We start from the raw sequence: 16,011 nt of genomic DNA, 5'->3' as shown, positions 1-16,011 counted from the left end.
GTTTACACTTTAGAAGCACCGTTCTGACAAGCAGGGTAGGTTACATCTGCCACTCGTCGGCGCAGTATTGCTTCCACGCGAGATCAAGAAAGTTTTGGATGTCGATCCACGAGTGCCTGTCTACGCAGGCGCAAATCCTCGATCTGTTGTTCGAGCGTGAGAATGTCCTCATCGATTGCCTGAACGCGCTGCTCTATATTGGAATAGGCTTCCTGCAATAACTGTTTGGCTTCGGTCTTGCTCGATGCGCTCGGTGTATCTCCTCTCAGTGGACGGTTAGCCGTTTCGGGTAGAAAGAACGCCGTGATCAGCCCGATAACTGCAGCGCACATAAGATAATAGGCGGGCAAATAGAGGTTCTCTGTGGCCTCGACGAGCCAAGCAGCAACGGTCGGCGTCAGTCCCGCGATGATAATCGAAATATTGAATGCCGCCGCGAGAGCACTGTATCGAATACGCGCGGGGAAAAGCGCCGGAAGTGTTGACGCCATAATGCCAGTGAGACAATTAAGCAGGACTGCCAGTATCAGCAGCCCGACAAATATCGTTGCGATGTTGCCACTGGCGATCAGGTGAAAGGCAACAACAGACAACAACAGCAGGCCAACGCTTCCGATAATCAGAAACGGTCTGCGGCCAAACCGATCACTGAGAAATCCCACAACTGGCTGAACAAACAGCATGCCGATCATCACCACGATGATGATGAGCACACCGCGGTCCTCGGAATAGCCAAGGCTTTGCGACAGGTAGGTCGGCATGTAGGTCAGCAGCATGTAATAGGTGATGTTCGTCACCAGCACCATTCCGGTGCACACACTTAACGCACGCCAATATTTGCTGACAATTTCATTGAATGACACCATCGGGCGGTCTTCGATTGCATCCCGATCTTCTTTTTCCAGTGCTTCAAGTTGCTGCATAAACGCTGGCGTTTCTTCAGCCGCATGACGCAGATACAGTCCGATCAGCCCGAGAGGCGCAGCAAAATAGAATGGAACCCGCCATCCCCACTCTAGAAAGGCTGTTTCGCCGAGCATTGTGCTGAGAAAAACAACGAAACCGGCTCCCAGAACAAAACCGGCAATCGAGCCAAAATCGAGCCAGCTGCCCAGAAAGCCGCGACGTTTATCGGGTGCATATTCTGCTACGAAAATAGCAGCTCCGGTATATTCACCACCGACGGAAAAGCCCTGCGCCAGCTTACAGATCAACAGAAGGATTGGGGCCCAGATGCCAATGGTGGCGTAAGAGGGGATGAGGCCGATGCAAAAAGTGCTGGCGGCCATGATTATAATGGTAAGGGAAAGGACTTTCTGGCGGCCAAAACGGTCACCCATGACGCCAAAAAACAACCCACCAAGGGGACGCACCAGAAATGGTACGGAAAAAGTAGCCAGGGCTGCAATGGTCTGCGTGCCGGGCGAGGCATTTGGAAAGAACACTTGGCCCAAAGCATAGGCGACGAAGCCATATACGCCAAAATCAAACCACTCCATGGCATTGCCCAAGGCTGCAGCGGTGATAGCCTTTTTGAGCTTTACGTTATCTATGACCTTGATATCATGAATTTGTAATGGTTCGATCTGGGATGAATTGCTCGAAAGATTGCTTTGGGTCATTCTTTCTGCCTTTGGCTTTTAACTCCCACTAAAATACATTTATAGTAGTCAACCGGCAACTTTCAACGTTGATGCGGGAACGACTCGCAAGGTGCTTTGAACACGATAGGTGGGAAACATCGAAACGAATAGAAAGCTTTCATACAAACTGGGACTGTCAGCCCCTTGTTCTCACCATGTAAGATCAGTGAGCTGGCCTACTCGCAAAAAAGTCAGGCCGTTATTCCAAATGCCAGTCGCGGTTCGTTAAATTCCTTAATAGCTACGCCTTGTTGGCGCCCGTCAGAGCACTCCAGCACATATCGATAATCAACTGCCTTTCCTCGGGCTCAAGGGGAAGCGGGTTGGGACGTCTTCGTTTCAGGGTATGACGGGTCGCACCGCGAGCAAAACTTGCAAGGAGCTTTGGCGATCCTGAACGAACCGAATCCGCTTCCTGCGCGGCGAGAATGATCGCATCGGTATATGCGAGGAAATCCCGGAACAAATCAGCGGTTTGTTCCAGCGTCCGGACCGGGTTGTTGTTCAAATAATCGAACAAAGCCGCCCGCTCAGCATCTTCCCAAATAAAATCGACATAGCGCTCCAGATATTGGCGGATGCGCTTTTCATGTGGAAGGTCCGCCGCCATTTCCGGCGCCAGCTTTGATCGCCACACCGGCAAGAGAATTGAAACGCAGTACGTCGCCACCCACGCGCTTGCTGAATGAAGATTCCGCCGAGCAGGCACTTTTTTTTTGGGTGAAAGGGCCTTTCCGTTCTCTTGCTCAGCCCTGCATACGGTATTGGTGATCTAAGCACCAGCCGACGCCCATCAGCGATTTCGGCTGTCCGCCAAGCGATCTTTGTAGCAAAGATTGCTTTTACAACTCCGTGGTGTCGACGATGTCTCGCCCGGTCGCGGCAACCATTTCCATCCGCTGTGCGAATTCCCGTCGGAGCGTCCGTCGGAGTTCGGCTGCTTCATGGCGCCTGCGATCCAAAGCGTCGACTGGGATCAAGGCAGGCACTGCAACAGGTCGCCCGGTATCATCGACCGCTACCATTGTAAAATAACAGGAATTGGTGTGGCGGCGCTTGCCCGAGCGGATATGCTCCGCTTCCACGCGAATGCCGATCTCCATGGACGTTCGGCCAGTATGGTTTACCGAAGCCCGAAACGTCACGAGTTCACCGACGTTGATCGGCTCCTTGAACGTGACCTGATCGACAGAAAGCGTAACTGCATATTGTTTCGAATAGCGCGATGCACAGGAAAAAGCGACACGGTCCAGCAGGTTCAACAAGGCGCCGCCGTGAACCTTGCCGCTGAAATTTGCCATGTCGGGCGTCATCAAAACCGTCATTTCCAGCCGGTGAGGATCGGGTTCGGTCGGCAGCATAAAGGTCCTTTCCGGGTCGTGTCAGCTCCGAATTCTTATATCGGCACCCGCATTACTAGCGCAATCGTCGGCTTTTTGCCGCCAACCCAGTGTCAGCATGTTTCGTGTGCATGCCATTCGATAATTTTCGGCGTGGCATTGGATTCGCCGCACGTCTCCGCGAACGGCTCGTCTACATCGATTCGCGTACGCGCTCCCATGCATTGGTCAAATGGCGGCCCAATACTTCGGACAACCGGGTCGCGTTACGGGCTTCCAGAGCCTCGATCATTTCTTCATGCTCCGATACAGCCGCCGCCCATTTCTCGGCGCCTTCATGGCCGACGAAACGAATCCGTTTCAATCGTGTCTGCAGCATTTGGTGAACGTCTGCCAGCGTAGGGTTCTTGGCAAGACGAACAATGGCGATATGAATCTGCTGGTTCAGTTTGTAATATTGCAGCCGGTCAGCGGTTCGGTAGCGCTTAATCATTTCATCGTGCAGCGAACGAACCTCAGCAATTTCCTTGTCTGTTGCGAGCTCGCAGGCGAGTTTGCCTGCTAGCTCTTCCAGGGTACGCAGGACGGTGAGCATGTCCTTGACATCAGCTGCGCTGAACCGTTTCACAACTGCGCCGCGGCTTGGAACAAGCTCGACCAGTCCTTCGCTGGCCAGATATTTGATAGCCTCACGCAGCGGTGTGCGGGACACGCCGAGCTGCTCTCCAAGCTGCCCTTCGTGCAGGCGCGTGCCGGGCTCCAGCTGTCCTTCAATGATCATGTCGCGCAGATGGTTGACAAGCATATCGTGCAAAGCCGTGCGGCGGAACGATTGTGAGCCGTGTTCGGCTTGCTCGGTTTTCTGATTTTCGTCCATCGGCCTTTTTCTCAAAGGGTGAGCCCGAATCCTTACCTCACCGTTCGAGGTGAAGATGGCTGGCCTGCTCTCAACCGTCAATATAAAATGCTGCATACAGAATACAAAATACTTGCGTCGTACTGAGACCTGCCATATGCATATTGCATACAGAATGCAGATGAGGAGGATACGAATGACCGCTAATGGCGCTGAACCGAGCGTGATTGCGCTTGCAATGGGGGATCCAGCCGGTGTCAGTCCCGAGCTGACAGCACGTCTCCTCGCTTTGCCCGATGTCAGAAAGGAAGCGCATCTCATCGTGTTTGGTGATCGTCGCATTCTGGACGAAGGTGCGCATATTGCGGGTGTTGAGCTTGATCTTCAGGAATCCACTCTCGAAAATGCACCGAACATGCCGGTCGGCAAGCACGTCTTCATTGACTTGAGGAATCTCGATCCGAAGGATGTCGTGCGCAGTGAAGCCACGCTGGTCGGCGGAACATTTGCAACCCAGAACTTTCGTACTGCATTGGAATTTGCCGATGCCGGGCATGCGCAGGCTGTTTGCTTTACGCCGTTCAACAAGCAGGCCATGCGGTTCGCCTATCCAGGTTATGACGACGAAATCCGCTTTGTTGCCGATGTGCTGGGCTTCAAAGGCAAGGTGCGTGAGTTCAATGTTCTGGAGAAAGTCTGGAACGCACGCGTGACGTCGCATATTCCACTCAAGGATGTAGCTGCGACCTTGACTGTTGAAGGAATTCTCGCCGAGCTGGAGCTGGCCTGGTTTTGCTTGAAGAAGGCGGGACATGACAATCCGAAGATCGCAGTGGCCGGACTCAATCCGCATGCCGGTGATGGCGGCAGCTTTGGCATGGAAGAAATTGACGTCATTGAGCCTGCAGTCAAGGCGGCGAAAGCCAAGGGGTTCGATGTCGATGGTCCGTTTCCGGCTGACACAGTGTTTCTGCGCGCGCTGAAGGATGGCTTTCAGGCGGTGCTGACCATGTATCACGATCAGGGGCAGATCGCGATGAAGCTGATGGGCTTCGACAAAGGTGTGACAATGATGGGCGGATTGCCGTTCCCCCTTTGCACTCCTGCTCACGGCACTGCCTACGATATTGCCGGGAAGGGCGTCGCCGACGTGGGGGCCACGCGCGAAGCGATCCTGCTCGCGGCACGAATGGCGAAAAGAGCAGCTGCACTTTCAGACGCGGCCTGATTTTCGACATTTTGACACTATCGGCATGGGGGGAGGCCTGTGCCGCTTAACTGGGAGGATGGACCATGAAGAAGTCTTTGCATATCGCGTGCCTGGCGGCAGGTGTGGCAATAATCGCATCATCTGCTTTGGCATTCGAGCCGATACGGCCTGTGGAGTTTGTCGTGACTGCCGGACCGGGCGGTGGCACGGATATTTTCGCGCGTACGATTCAGTCTATCATCGGTAAATATGATCTGATGAGCGCGCCAATCGTTGTCACAAACAAAGGCAGCGCAGGCGGGGCGGAAGGCTTTGTCTATACTGCTGGCTATAAGGGCGATCCTTACAAGCTCGCATTCGGAACCAACAACGCCTACCTTCTGCCAGTGCGCGCCAAAGTTCCTTATAAATCGACAGATTTGCTCCCCGTCTCGGCGCTTGCTTCGGATGAATTCATTCTTTGGGTCAATGGAAAGTCCGACTTCAAGACAGCCGCAGAGTTTATCGCCAAGGCGAAAGATGATGCGGGCATGAAGGTTGGCGGCAGCCAGTCCAAGGACGTTGACCAGATTCTGACATCCATGATCAACGATGCCACAGGCTCAAAGCTTGGCTATATCCCGTTCAAAAGCGGTGGCGAAGCCGCCGTTCAGCTTGCGGGCGAGCATATCGCGGCCAATGTCAACAATCCGAGTGAGAACCTCGGTCAATGGCAGGCGGGTATGGTGAAGCCACTTTGTGTTTTCAAGGGAGAAAAGCTCAAGGGTGATGGCAAGGTTGCTGGCGACATGGGCTGGAGCGACATCCCGACCTGCAAGGAAGCAGGAATTACAATCGAAAATTACTCCATGCCACGCACCGTATGGCTTCCAGCCGGCGTCGATCAGGACGTCGTCGATTACTATGCAGGCGTACTCAAGAAGGTTGCAGAAACACCTGAATGGGCGAAGTATCTTGCCGATAGTTCGCAATCTTCCGCCTATATGAGCGGTGGTGAACTCTCATCCTTTATCAAGAACGATGAAACAGCGGTAACAGCCGTGCTCAAGCGTGAAGGCTGGCTCGCCAACTGACGTTTTGTGCATTCATGCAGACGCCGATGGCGTCTGCATCATTCATCAAAGGGGTTCATCCCATGAGTGATAAAGGTGAAGGCGGCATTTCCCGCTTCGTCATCGAGACGGGCGTTGCTCTCCTGACAGGCGCGCTGGGAGCGGCGGTCTCTTTCGGCGCACAACAGGCTGGTACGGGCTGGACGGAAATGGGGCCGGATGCGGGTTATTTTCCGTTCTACATCGGGCTGCTGATCATGTTCGGAAGTGCGGTCAATCTCGGTGTGGCATTTGTAAAACATCGCGGTAGCGGGGAAGTCTTCGTTGAACTCTCCCGGCTGAAACCGGTTTTCGGTTTCGCCTTGCCGCTCGTTGCCTTCGCTGCCATATCCTCGGTTCTCGGGTTGTATGTCGGCACGGCACTCTACATCGCTGGAGCGATGATGTTTCAGGGACGCTACAAGTGGTGGGCTTCCATATCAGCCGGTATCGCCATTTCCCTGTTCTTTTTCGTCATTTTTGAAATCGGCTTCAAGGTTCCGCTCCTTAAAGGCCCGGTCGAGGCTTTCTTCGGCATTTATTGATACCGGAAAGTCCGATGTCTTTGGAGGAAAGACATGGAAAACTTCAGTCTCTTGATGGATGGCTTCGCCCATATACTCAGTTTCAATCATGTTCTGTTGATGATGCTGGGTGTGACGCTTGGAATTCTGGTTGGCGTCTTGCCGGGATTGGGCGCGCCCAATGGCGTTTCCCTGCTTTTGCCGCTGACATTCACGATGGACCCTATTTCCGCGATTATTCTGCTTTCCTGTATGTATTGGGGAGCATTGTTCGGCGGATCGACAACGTCCATTCTGTTCAATATTCCAGGCGAGCCTTCCTCTGTTGCCACCACGTTCGATGGTTATCCGATGGCGAAGGCCGGACATGCGAGCCGCGCTTTGACGCTGGCATTCGTTTCCGCTGGTATCGGAGCACTGGCGGGCGTGGTGATGATTACACTGCTCTCCAGTTGGGTTGCCAATTTCGCCCTGCGGTTTTCATCGCCGGAATATTTCGCTGTTTATTTTCTGGCTTTTGCCAGCTTCATATCCATGGGCGCTCAATCGCCCTTCAAGACGCTCGTTTCCATGATGATCGGTTTTGCTTTTGCTTCGGTGGGCATGGATACGATCTCGGGCAATTTGCGCCTGACATTCGAGATACCGGAACTCATCAAGGGTATTTCCTTTCTGATTGCAGTGATGGGCCTGTTCGGGATCGGCGAATTGTTGCTGACGACGGAAGAGGGGTTACGCTTTGATGGAATCAAGGCGCGGGTGCGTCTCGGTGAGATTGGGCGTACGCTGCTGGAAATGCCGCGCTACTGGTTTACGCTTGCACGATCGACGCTGATCGGTATCTGGATGGGCATAACACCCGCCGGGCCAACGGCCGCATCCTTTATGAGCTATGGCGTGGCCCGTCGTTCCGCCCGTGATAAATCGAAGTTCGGCAAGGGAGACCCTCGCGGTATCGTGGCACCGGAAACCGCTGACCATTCAGCCGGTACATCTGCGCTTCTCCCGATGCTTGCGCTTGGCGTGCCGGGTTCGGCTACCGCTGCTGTGATGATGGGCGGCCTGATGATCTGGGGCCTCACTCCCGGCCCGACATTGTTCACGGATCGTCCGGATTTCGTGTGGGGCCTGATTGCGTCCATGTATCTTGGCAATATCGTCGCCGTTATTCTGGTACTCGCGACCGTGCCGCTCTACGCATCTATTCTGCGCGTGCCGTTCTCGATCATCGGACCGATCATTGTTGCGGTCATTTTCTCCGGTGCCTATCAGGTCGCCAACTCGATAACCGACGTCTGGCTGGTTATCGCATTCGGGGCGCTGGGTTATATCTTCAAGAAACTAGATTATCCGCTGGCGCCGTTGGTTCTCGCCATGGTTCTCGGAGACAAGGCAGAAGATGCATTCCGTCAGTCGATGATGATGTCCGGCGGCGAACTTTCCATATTCTGGTCGAATGGCTTGGTTGCGTCGTTAATGACGCTCGGCGTCTTCCTGCTTGTTTCTCCCGCCATCTTCTGGGGTATTGCCAAACTGCGCAGCCGAAAAACCGAAATTTCCTCCGGTAACAGCAATATGGCGTGACTTTGATGGATCACACAAAAGAACAGGAACACAAGTTGAAACAGACGACATCCAAATGGACACGTGAAACCTGGCCGATTGCAGCGGCGATGATCCAGTATCCCAATATGCTGCCGGATGGCAGTTCGGTGCAGGATCAGTCGCCAGAAGATTGGGCGCGCACTTTGTCTGACGTTGCGGATGCAGGGTTTACCGAACTCGATCCAACTGACAGCTGGTTGCGGCTGGCGGATTTGTCCCCGGCCCGTCTTAACGAGTTTATGTCGGTCGCCAAATCGCTTGGCTTCACGATACCTGCGATTTCCACCTCGCGGCGCAGCGTGATCGATGCACGACACGGCGACGAATATCTGGCCTATGGGCACAAGGTCATCGACACGGCCAAGGAAGTCGGCGCCAGTTGCGTTTCCTTCGGGCTTTTTGAACCGCTGACGGACGCGCAGAAACAGGCATTGTGGTTCTGGACGGTCGATGGAGCGAAGAATCCTGACGATCCGGCTATCTGGAACAAGGCTGTTGAACGCATTCGCGAACTCGGTCGCCACGCAGAGGAGCTTGGTATAGAACTGTCGCTTGAAATGTACGAGGATACTTATCTCGGCACTGCGGACAGCGCAGTTCGTTTTGTTGAGGACGTGGGTCTCGAAAATGTTGGGATCAATGCCGATCTGGGTAATCTCATTCGTCTGCACCGCCCGGTCGAGCATTGGCAGAAGATGATGGAGAAGGTCGCGCCTTACGCAAAGTTCTGGCACGTCAAGAACTACACCCGTACAGAAGATCCAGCGTCCGGTGTCATCGTCACGCATCCTGCTCCCCTTGAAAGCGGGATCATCAATTATCGTGCAGCGATCAGAATGGCGCTGGATCACGGATTTGCCAGTCCGCTATTATGTGAACATTATGGAGGCGACGGGCTTTCCGTTGCGGCAACAAATCGTGACTACCTACGCCGCATCCTGCCTCGCGGCTAATGACCCAGATTAAGGACTGTTTTAATGACGACCATTTTCGACGCGCCGGAGGAGTTTGCCTCGACCGCTCTTGCCGGTTTTGCCAGTATCTTTAGCCGCTATGTTCGCCACGTGCGTGGCGGCGTTGTGCGCTCCACAAAGGTGCCTCACGGCAAGGTCGCTGTTGTCGTGGGCGGCGGCTCTGGCCATTACCCTGCATTTGCCGGATATGTGGGGCCGGGACTCGCGGATGCAGCCGTTGCCGGTGACGTATTTGCGTCACCTTCCACGGCGGCGGTGGCGCGTATCTGCCGGCAGGCGCATAAGGGCGGCGGTATTCTATTGGGCTTCGGCAATTACGCCGGGGACGTCCTCAATTTTGGCGTGGCCGCCGAACGTCTGCGTGCCGAGGGTATCGACGTCCGCATCGTGCCCGTGACCGATGATGTGGCTAGCGCGTCGATGGATATGCACGAGAAGCGGCGCGGCATTGCTGGTGATCTGGTCGTGTTCAAGATTGCCGGTGCCGCTGCTGAGGCTGGTCTGTCACTGGATGAGGTTGAACGCCTTGCACGTCTCGCGAATGCTAATACTGTGTCTTTCGGTGTTGCCTTCAAAGGCTGTACTTTGCCTGGCGCTCCGCACCCGCTCTTTACCGTACCGGAAGGCCAGATGGCGCTTGGTCTCGGCATTCATGGCGAACCGGGGATCAAGGAAGAGGCGATCCTGCCTGCCTCCGGTCTGGCAAACCTGCTGGTTGAGAAACTTCTGGCGGAACGCCCCGAAGGAACGCAAAAAGTTGGCGTTATCCTGAACGGTCTTGGTGCGACCAAATATGAAGAACTGTTCGTCTTGTGGACGGCGATTGCGTCGCTGCTGGAAAAAGCTGATCTTCACGTTGTCGCTCCGGAAGCTGGTGAGTTTGTTACCAGTCTCGACATGCAAGGCTGCTCGTTGACCCTTCTTTGGCTCGATGACGAACTCGAGCGCTATTGGACGGCAGCTTGCGATACGCCGGTTCTGCGTCGCGGCGAAGCAATCGCAGTCGAGCCTGCGGATGATGTCATTGCCAACGAGGATGCGGTTTCTGTTTTTGCTCCAGCCGATGAGGCGGGGCAGGCCGGTGGCATTTGCATTCAGGGTATTTTGCACGCTGTCGCCGACGTACTGGTCGAGGCCGAAGAAGAACTTGGTCGTATCGATGCTTTTGCAGGCGACGGCGATCATGGACAAGGTATGCGTCGAGGCTCTGCGGCTGCAAAAGATGCAGCGGATCAGGCTGTTAAGGCAGGTGCCGGTGCCGCAAGCGTATTGGCTGTGGCAGGCGACGCCTGGGCAGACCGGGCCGGAGGAACATCTGGGGCGCTATGGGGTCTTCTACTGCGCTCTTGGAGCACAGAGCTTTCCGATAATGGCAAGATGGAGGATGGTGCGGTCGTTCGCGGCGGCAGACGCGCGCTTGATTCAGTGACAACCCTTGGCGGGGCTAAACCAGGCGACAAGACATTGGTTGATGCGTTTGTTCCTTTCGTGGAAACGCTCGAAAGGGCGTTTGCATCTGGCAAGACGTTGGCCGATGCCTGGAACAATGCTGCAGAGACTGCAAAGGCGGCGGCAGACGCGACGGCGCCACTTGTGCCGAAACTCGGTCGAGCAAGACCCTTGGCTGAGAAGAGCATCGGACATGCGGATGCAGGGGCCATTTCGCTGGCGCTGGTCGCGAAAACCGTCGGCAGGAAGCTGAGTTAATTTTCTATGCCATGGGGTTCTATGTCGTTTCCAGCTCGGTGCCCGATTCAATGATGATTTGAACATCCAAGCCTTGGCTGATGTATTGTAAGCCTCCCGCTCTTTTACGAGTGGGCGGCAGCGTTGAGCGGGGCAACCCGCATCGATGCAAAAACTGAATATCGATCAATCACCTACTTCGGCCTTGGGGTGACTGAGCGCGGAAACGCCCGATGTTAACTCCTGGCCCGATTTGTGGAGGCGCGTGGCATACGAGAACGCGCCTGCGAAGCCGTTACGAACTGTCCGGCAACCGCATCAGATACTGGCACGACACCGGTTTCATCCTCGATGGCAATTTTATCAATGACATTTTTCATCACGCCGGGATGATCTTCTATCGTCGCCGATGATAGGTTGTGCGCAGCGCACAACGAGACGAAAGATTGGTGGTGACGCCAAAGCCGCGATGTATAAACCTAAGGTTTTATAAAATCTGTAACGTTTCAGAAAATGATTTGGAAAGTAATGGGCATTCTCTTTATCAAGGAGCTCTGGCACTATCGCGTGACCAAAAAATTGGGAAGAAATAGGATATTAATCTGCTAATTCAGTGAGTTATGATCATTTCCAAATTAAACTCTTGCAATGCAGATGGTTTTGAATACGATACCTGTAACGTTTCAGATTTGGGAGGAGATGAAATGTATCGATTGAAGTTCGCGACGTTGGTCGCATCGGTGTGCTGCGTAATGACCGGATCGGCATTCGCGGCCGATCTTGAAGTGACGCATTGGTGGACTTCGGGCGGCGAAGCGGCTGCGGTCAAGGTTCTGGCTGAAAAATTCAATACGCTCGGTGGGGATAAGTGGGTCGATGGTGCCATCGCCGGCAGTGGCTCTACGGCGCGTCCCATCATCATCAGCCGTATTTTGGGCGGTAATCCGATGGGCGCCACCCAGCTCAATCACGGACGGCAGGCGGAAGAACTGGTTCAGGGCGGTTTGATGACCGATCTCACTGAACTCGCTGAAAAGGAAGGATGGGCCGATTTTATACGCCCGAAGAGCCTGCTTGAATCCTGTACCTATGAGCGGCGTCTTTATTGTGTGCCATTGAACATTCATTCTTGGGAATGGATGTGGATCAACCCGCAAGCCTTTCGAGACGCTGGCGCAGAACCGCCGAAAAACTGGAGCGACCTCGTTGCTGCGGGGCCAAAGCTCAAGGAAAAGAACATCGTGCCGCTGGCTACCGGTGATGGATGGCAAGTGAACGGCATGTTGACGGTTTTGACGACAGCCATTGGTGGCAAGGACCTCTACCTCAAAGTCAATAAGGACAAGGATGCCGAAGCGGCGCGCGGTCCTGAAATGAAGAAGGTTTTCGAGGCGCTGGCTGAGGCACGCGGGCTGGCTGATCCCGGTTATGTCGGTCGCTCATGGAACGAAGCCACGAATATGGTGCTGACAGGCCGGGCCGGTACTCAGATCATGGGCGACTGGGCGCAGGGCGAATTCGGCACGGCGGGCAAGGTTGCCGGGAAAGACTATGACTGTTTGCCGGGGCTCGGCGTCCATCAATATCTCGATACGGGTGGCGATGCGATATACTTCCCCAAGAATAAGGATCCAGAAGTCACTAAGGCCCAGCTCAAATTGGCGAGCATGCTCGTTTCCAAGGAAACGCAGGTGGCTTTCAATCTCGCAAAAGGATCGCTGCCGATCCGTGGCGACATCGACCTCGATACGGCTTCGAGCTGCATGCGCGCAGGCATTGATATCCTGAAGAATCCCGACAATATCGTTCCGTCGGTTGAGCAGTTGCGTGCGCCCGACACGCAGGGGCAGATCGAAAGCCTTTCGGCGGAATTCTTTTCTAATCCCGATATGACGGTCGATGATATCCAGGAACGTTTTGCGGAGATCATCGAACAGGCGCATTAGCTCGGTTGCAAGGTCTGGCATTGCTTTGAGGAGGGCAGTGCCGGATTTTCCGGCAATGGGACAGGGAGGATAACATGGCCGTTATAGAAGAGGGCAGTCGCAGAAAGCCCTCCGGAATGTTTCGCAATCTGAATGCGAAAATTGCAGCACTTCCAATGATTGCGACTGTTCTCGTGGTCTTTATCGGTTGTACACTCTGGACCGTCGCCTATTCCTTCACGTCCTCCAAATCGTTGCCGGTATGGAATTTTGTCGGCTTCGATCAATATGTCAGGCTCTTCGGCGCTTCCCGCTGGCATGTGTCTGTCCGCAATCTGGCAATCTACGGTGTTCTCTGCATGGGGTTCTCACTGGTGGTTGGCTTTTTGCTGGCGGCACTGATGGACCAGAAGATCCGTTTCGAGAATACGTTTCGAACGATCTTTCTTTATCCTTATGCGTTGTCATTCATTGTGACCGGACTTGTCTGGCAATGGATATTCAACCCTCAACTGGGGTTGGAAAAAGTCATTCGCGATATAGGGTTCGACAGTTTTCAAATGGCGATCCTGTCAAGCCGAACCTATGTCATCTACGCAATCGTTATCGCCGGGCTTTGGCAGATGACCGGACTGGTGATGGTCCTGATGCTGGCCGGATTGCGCAATGTGGATGATGAAATCTGGAAGGCCGCCCGTGTCGACGGCATTCCCAAGTGGAAAGCCTATCTCTTCATCATTCTGCCTATGATGCGCCCGGTGCTGGTAACGACAGTGGTGCTGATCGCGACCGGCATTGTGAAACTCTATGATCTGGTTGTCGCCATGACCAATGGTGGTCCGGGGATAGCGTCGGAAGTGCCAGCCAAATATGTCTACGATTTCATGTTCGGCTGGGCCAATCTTGGACAGGGGCTTGCCGCTTCGACGGTCATGCTCACCACCGTCCTCATCATCCTCGTCCCATGGACCATGCTCGAATACAGCCGGAGGAAAGCGCGATGACGGAAGCAGTGCTGAACCGGAAAATGGAAACTGCGCTGGAGCGAACCGAAATTCCTACGGGTGTGGCGCAAGGTAGTGCTGCGCAGCCCTGGGGGCGCAAGCCGAAACGGCGCTTTGCCCCTGCGACCATCATGCTCTACTGCATATTGTTTGTAGCCGCTGTTTACTACCTTTTGCCACTCTATGTGATGGTTGTGACCTCATTGAAGGGCATGCCGGAAATACGCCTCGGCAATATCTTTGCACCACCCGTCGAAGTCACGTTCGAACCGTGGGTCAAGGCATGGAGCCAGGCCTGCACCGGCCTTTATTGCGAAGGCATACGCGCCGGGTTCTGGAACTCCGTCAAGATCACCGTGCCAAGTGTCATCGTGTCCATCGCCATTGCTTCGGTCAATGGATACGCCTTGGCGAACTGGAAGTTCAAAGGATCGGAAATCTTCTTTTCGATCCTGTTGTTCGGGGCGTTTATTCCTTATCAGGTCATGCTTTATCCGCTGGTCATCATAACGCGGGAGCTTGGCATATTTGGCACGCTGGCAGGCGTGGTGTTCGTCCACACGATTTTTGGCATGCCTATACTGACGCTACTGTTCCGCAACTATTTTGCCGCCCTGCCGCCCGAGCTCTTCAAAGCCGCGCGGGTAGACGGCGCCGGGTTCTGGCGCATCTTTTTTCAAATCATGCTGCCAATGTCGTTCCCCATATTCGTGGTTGCGATCATTCTGCAGGTGACCGGAATCTGGAACGATTTTCTGTTCGGCGTCGTGTTCGCAGGGACACAGAATTTTCCGATGACCGTTCAGCTCAACAATATCGTCAACTCCATGCAGGGTGTGAAGGAATATAACATCAATATGGCCGCCACCATTCTGACAGGCGCCGTACCTTTGTTCGTTTACTTCGTATCGGGCCGTTACTTCGTACGCGGTATCGCTGCGGGCGCAGTGAAAGGATGAACCTCATGAATTCCAGTGTCTCTATTCAGGATCTGTCGCTCGATTTCGGTTCCGTCAACGTTCTGCAAAATCTCAATCTGGAAATCGGCGAGGGCGAGTTCCTCGTGCTTCTGGGGCCATCCGGTTGCGGCAAGTCGACTTTGCTGAACTGTGTAGCAGGTCTGCTCGATATTTCCGAGGGCAGCATCTTTATCAAAGGGCGCAATGTCACATGGCAAGAGCCCAAGGATCGCGGCATCGGCATGGTGTTCCAGTCTTATGCGCTTTATCCGCAAATGACTGTTGAGAAGAACCTGTCTTTCGGTTTGCGCGTCGCGGGCCTGCCCAAGGCCGAGATCGACAAGCGCATTAAACGCGCCGCCGAAATTCTCCAGATTGAACCATTGCTGCAAAGGAAACCCTCGGCCTTGTCGGGGGGCCAACGGCAGCGCGTCGCTATCGGGCGGGCGCTTGTTCGCGATGTCGATGTGTTCCTGTTCGACGAGCCTCTTTCCAATCTCGATGCCAAACTGCGTTCCGAGTTGCGTGTCGAAATCAAACGCCTGCACCAGAAGCTTGGCAATACGATGATCTACGTTACCCATGACCAGATCGAAGCCTTGACACTCGCCGATCGTATCGCCGTGATGAAAGGCGGCGTCGTCCAGCAGCTTGACGACCCGCTGACAATCTACAATCGCCCGAAAAACCGTTTTGTTGCCGGTTTTCTGGGGTCGCCTTCCATGAATTTCTTTTCCGGCGAAATCGCTTCGCGAAGCGGCAAGCCGGTCTTCCACATAGGCGAAGCCGCGGTGCAACTCGACGGTTATGACGGTGCGCTGGAACAAGGGCGGAAGGTGACGCTGGGTGTCCGACCCGAACATATCAAGCTTGATGTCGCAGACGGGTTCGAGGCCACGGTCGATCTGGATGAGCCGATGGGCGCGGATAGTCTGGTTTGGCTCAAGCTAAACGGACATGCGCTGTCTGCGCGTGTCGAGGCCGGCAAGCGTTATCGGGCAGGCGATAGGGTCAGGATCGGCTTCAAAGCCGACGCCCTGTCGCTATTCGATTCTCAGTCTGAGGAAAGGCTCTAGATGAACAGCTACGCACACGCGCGATAGCGCTTCCATCATATGTGAAACGACTGACGTTCAAGAGACGGCACGAAGAATTCGCGCCGTGACGGGAGAGCTTGTCTCGTCGAAATCCGGT

At 54.5% G+C, this 16,011-nt stretch carries 15 protein-coding genes; 11 read left to right on the top strand and 4 right to left on the bottom strand.

What is annotated here, in order from left to right:
* Positions 1 to 83: 83 nt before the first annotated feature.
* The 4 genes from proP to QLQ11_RS19825 all read right to left on the bottom strand — a co-directional run bounded on the left by proP (position 84) and on the right by QLQ11_RS19825 (position 3,860).
* Positions 84 to 1,622, bottom strand: a complete 1,539-nt coding sequence (gene proP, locus QLQ11_RS19840; RefSeq protein ID WP_121539222.1) for a glycine betaine/L-proline transporter ProP — start codon at positions 1,620 to 1,622, stop codon at positions 84 to 86.
* 262 nt (positions 1,623 to 1,884) lie between these two features.
* Complete coding sequence (locus QLQ11_RS19835) at positions 1,885 to 2,253, bottom strand: hypothetical protein (RefSeq protein WP_171318131.1); 369 nt, start codon at positions 2,251 to 2,253, stop codon at positions 1,885 to 1,887.
* A gap of 232 nt (positions 2,254 to 2,485) precedes the next feature.
* The gene (locus QLQ11_RS19830) at positions 2,486 to 3,004 is read right to left on the bottom strand and encodes an acyl-CoA thioesterase (protein WP_167836138.1); all 519 of its coding nucleotides are present in this window, start codon (positions 3,002 to 3,004) and stop codon (positions 2,486 to 2,488) included.
* Between the two features lie 172 nt (positions 3,005 to 3,176).
* Positions 3,177 to 3,860 carry a GntR family transcriptional regulator gene (locus QLQ11_RS19825; RefSeq protein ID WP_109366317.1) on the bottom strand — a complete coding sequence of 228 codons (684 nt, stop codon included), beginning with the start codon at positions 3,858 to 3,860 and terminating at the stop codon, positions 3,177 to 3,179.
* Positions 3,861 to 4,035: 175 nt separating this feature from the next.
* Here QLQ11_RS19825 and QLQ11_RS19820 point away from each other — a divergent pair, with 175 nt between their 5' ends.
* The 11 genes from QLQ11_RS19820 to QLQ11_RS19770 all read left to right on the top strand — a co-directional run bounded on the left by QLQ11_RS19820 (position 4,036) and on the right by QLQ11_RS19770 (position 15,893).
* Positions 4,036 to 5,067: a 4-hydroxythreonine-4-phosphate dehydrogenase PdxA gene (locus tag QLQ11_RS19820; RefSeq protein WP_124916186.1), complete on the top strand. Its 1,032-nt coding sequence runs from the start codon at positions 4,036 to 4,038 to the stop codon at positions 5,065 to 5,067.
* A gap of 65 nt (positions 5,068 to 5,132) precedes the next feature.
* Positions 5,133 to 6,122, top strand: coding sequence for a tripartite tricarboxylate transporter substrate binding protein (locus QLQ11_RS19815; RefSeq protein ID WP_124916187.1), 990 nt, complete (start codon positions 5,133 to 5,135; stop codon positions 6,120 to 6,122).
* Between the two features lie 62 nt (positions 6,123 to 6,184).
* The gene (locus QLQ11_RS19810; protein ID WP_124916188.1) at positions 6,185 to 6,685 is read left to right on the top strand and encodes a tripartite tricarboxylate transporter TctB family protein; all 501 of its coding nucleotides are present in this window, start codon (positions 6,185 to 6,187) and stop codon (positions 6,683 to 6,685) included.
* 33 nt (positions 6,686 to 6,718) lie between these two features.
* Complete coding sequence (locus QLQ11_RS19805) at positions 6,719 to 8,248, top strand: tripartite tricarboxylate transporter permease (protein ID WP_109366314.1); 1,530 nt, start codon at positions 6,719 to 6,721, stop codon at positions 8,246 to 8,248.
* 5 nt (positions 8,249 to 8,253) lie between these two features.
* Positions 8,254 to 9,222, top strand: coding sequence for a sugar phosphate isomerase/epimerase (locus QLQ11_RS19800; protein ID WP_319080494.1), 969 nt, complete (start codon positions 8,254 to 8,256; stop codon positions 9,220 to 9,222).
* A 24-nt stretch (positions 9,223 to 9,246) separates the two neighbouring features.
* Positions 9,247 to 10,950 (top strand): dihydroxyacetone kinase family protein, encoded by a 1,704-nt coding sequence (locus tag QLQ11_RS19795; protein ID WP_283735647.1) that lies wholly within the window; start codon positions 9,247 to 9,249, stop codon positions 10,948 to 10,950.
* 212 nt (positions 10,951 to 11,162) lie between these two features.
* On the top strand, positions 11,163 to 11,342 hold the full coding sequence (locus QLQ11_RS19790; RefSeq protein WP_235859030.1) for an Atu4866 domain-containing protein: 180 nt from the start codon (positions 11,163 to 11,165) through the stop codon (positions 11,340 to 11,342).
* 291 nt (positions 11,343 to 11,633) lie between these two features.
* The gene (locus QLQ11_RS19785) at positions 11,634 to 12,875 is read left to right on the top strand and encodes an ABC transporter substrate-binding protein (protein ID WP_109366311.1); all 1,242 of its coding nucleotides are present in this window, start codon (positions 11,634 to 11,636) and stop codon (positions 12,873 to 12,875) included.
* 74 nt (positions 12,876 to 12,949) lie between these two features.
* A complete protein-coding gene (locus QLQ11_RS19780) occupies positions 12,950 to 13,858 on the top strand; it encodes a carbohydrate ABC transporter permease (protein ID WP_109366310.1) in 909 nt (302 codons plus the stop codon).
* A complete protein-coding gene (locus tag QLQ11_RS19775; protein ID WP_371836067.1) occupies positions 13,855 to 14,817 on the top strand; it encodes a carbohydrate ABC transporter permease in 963 nt (320 codons plus the stop codon). The genes QLQ11_RS19780 and QLQ11_RS19775 overlap by 4 nt, the downstream gene beginning before the upstream one ends.
* A gap of 5 nt (positions 14,818 to 14,822) precedes the next feature.
* Complete coding sequence (locus QLQ11_RS19770) at positions 14,823 to 15,893, top strand: ABC transporter ATP-binding protein (RefSeq protein WP_121539228.1); 1,071 nt, start codon at positions 14,823 to 14,825, stop codon at positions 15,891 to 15,893.
* Positions 15,894 to 16,011 lie beyond the last annotated feature (118 nt).

It is taken from the genome of Ochrobactrum sp. SSR, from assembly GCF_030067775.1.
GTDB classification, from domain to species: Bacteria; Pseudomonadota; Alphaproteobacteria; order Rhizobiales; family Rhizobiaceae; genus Brucella; species Brucella teleogrylli.
The sequence above is the reverse complement of the archived record's forward strand: the minus strand, read 5'-3'. Positions and strand labels throughout refer to the sequence as shown.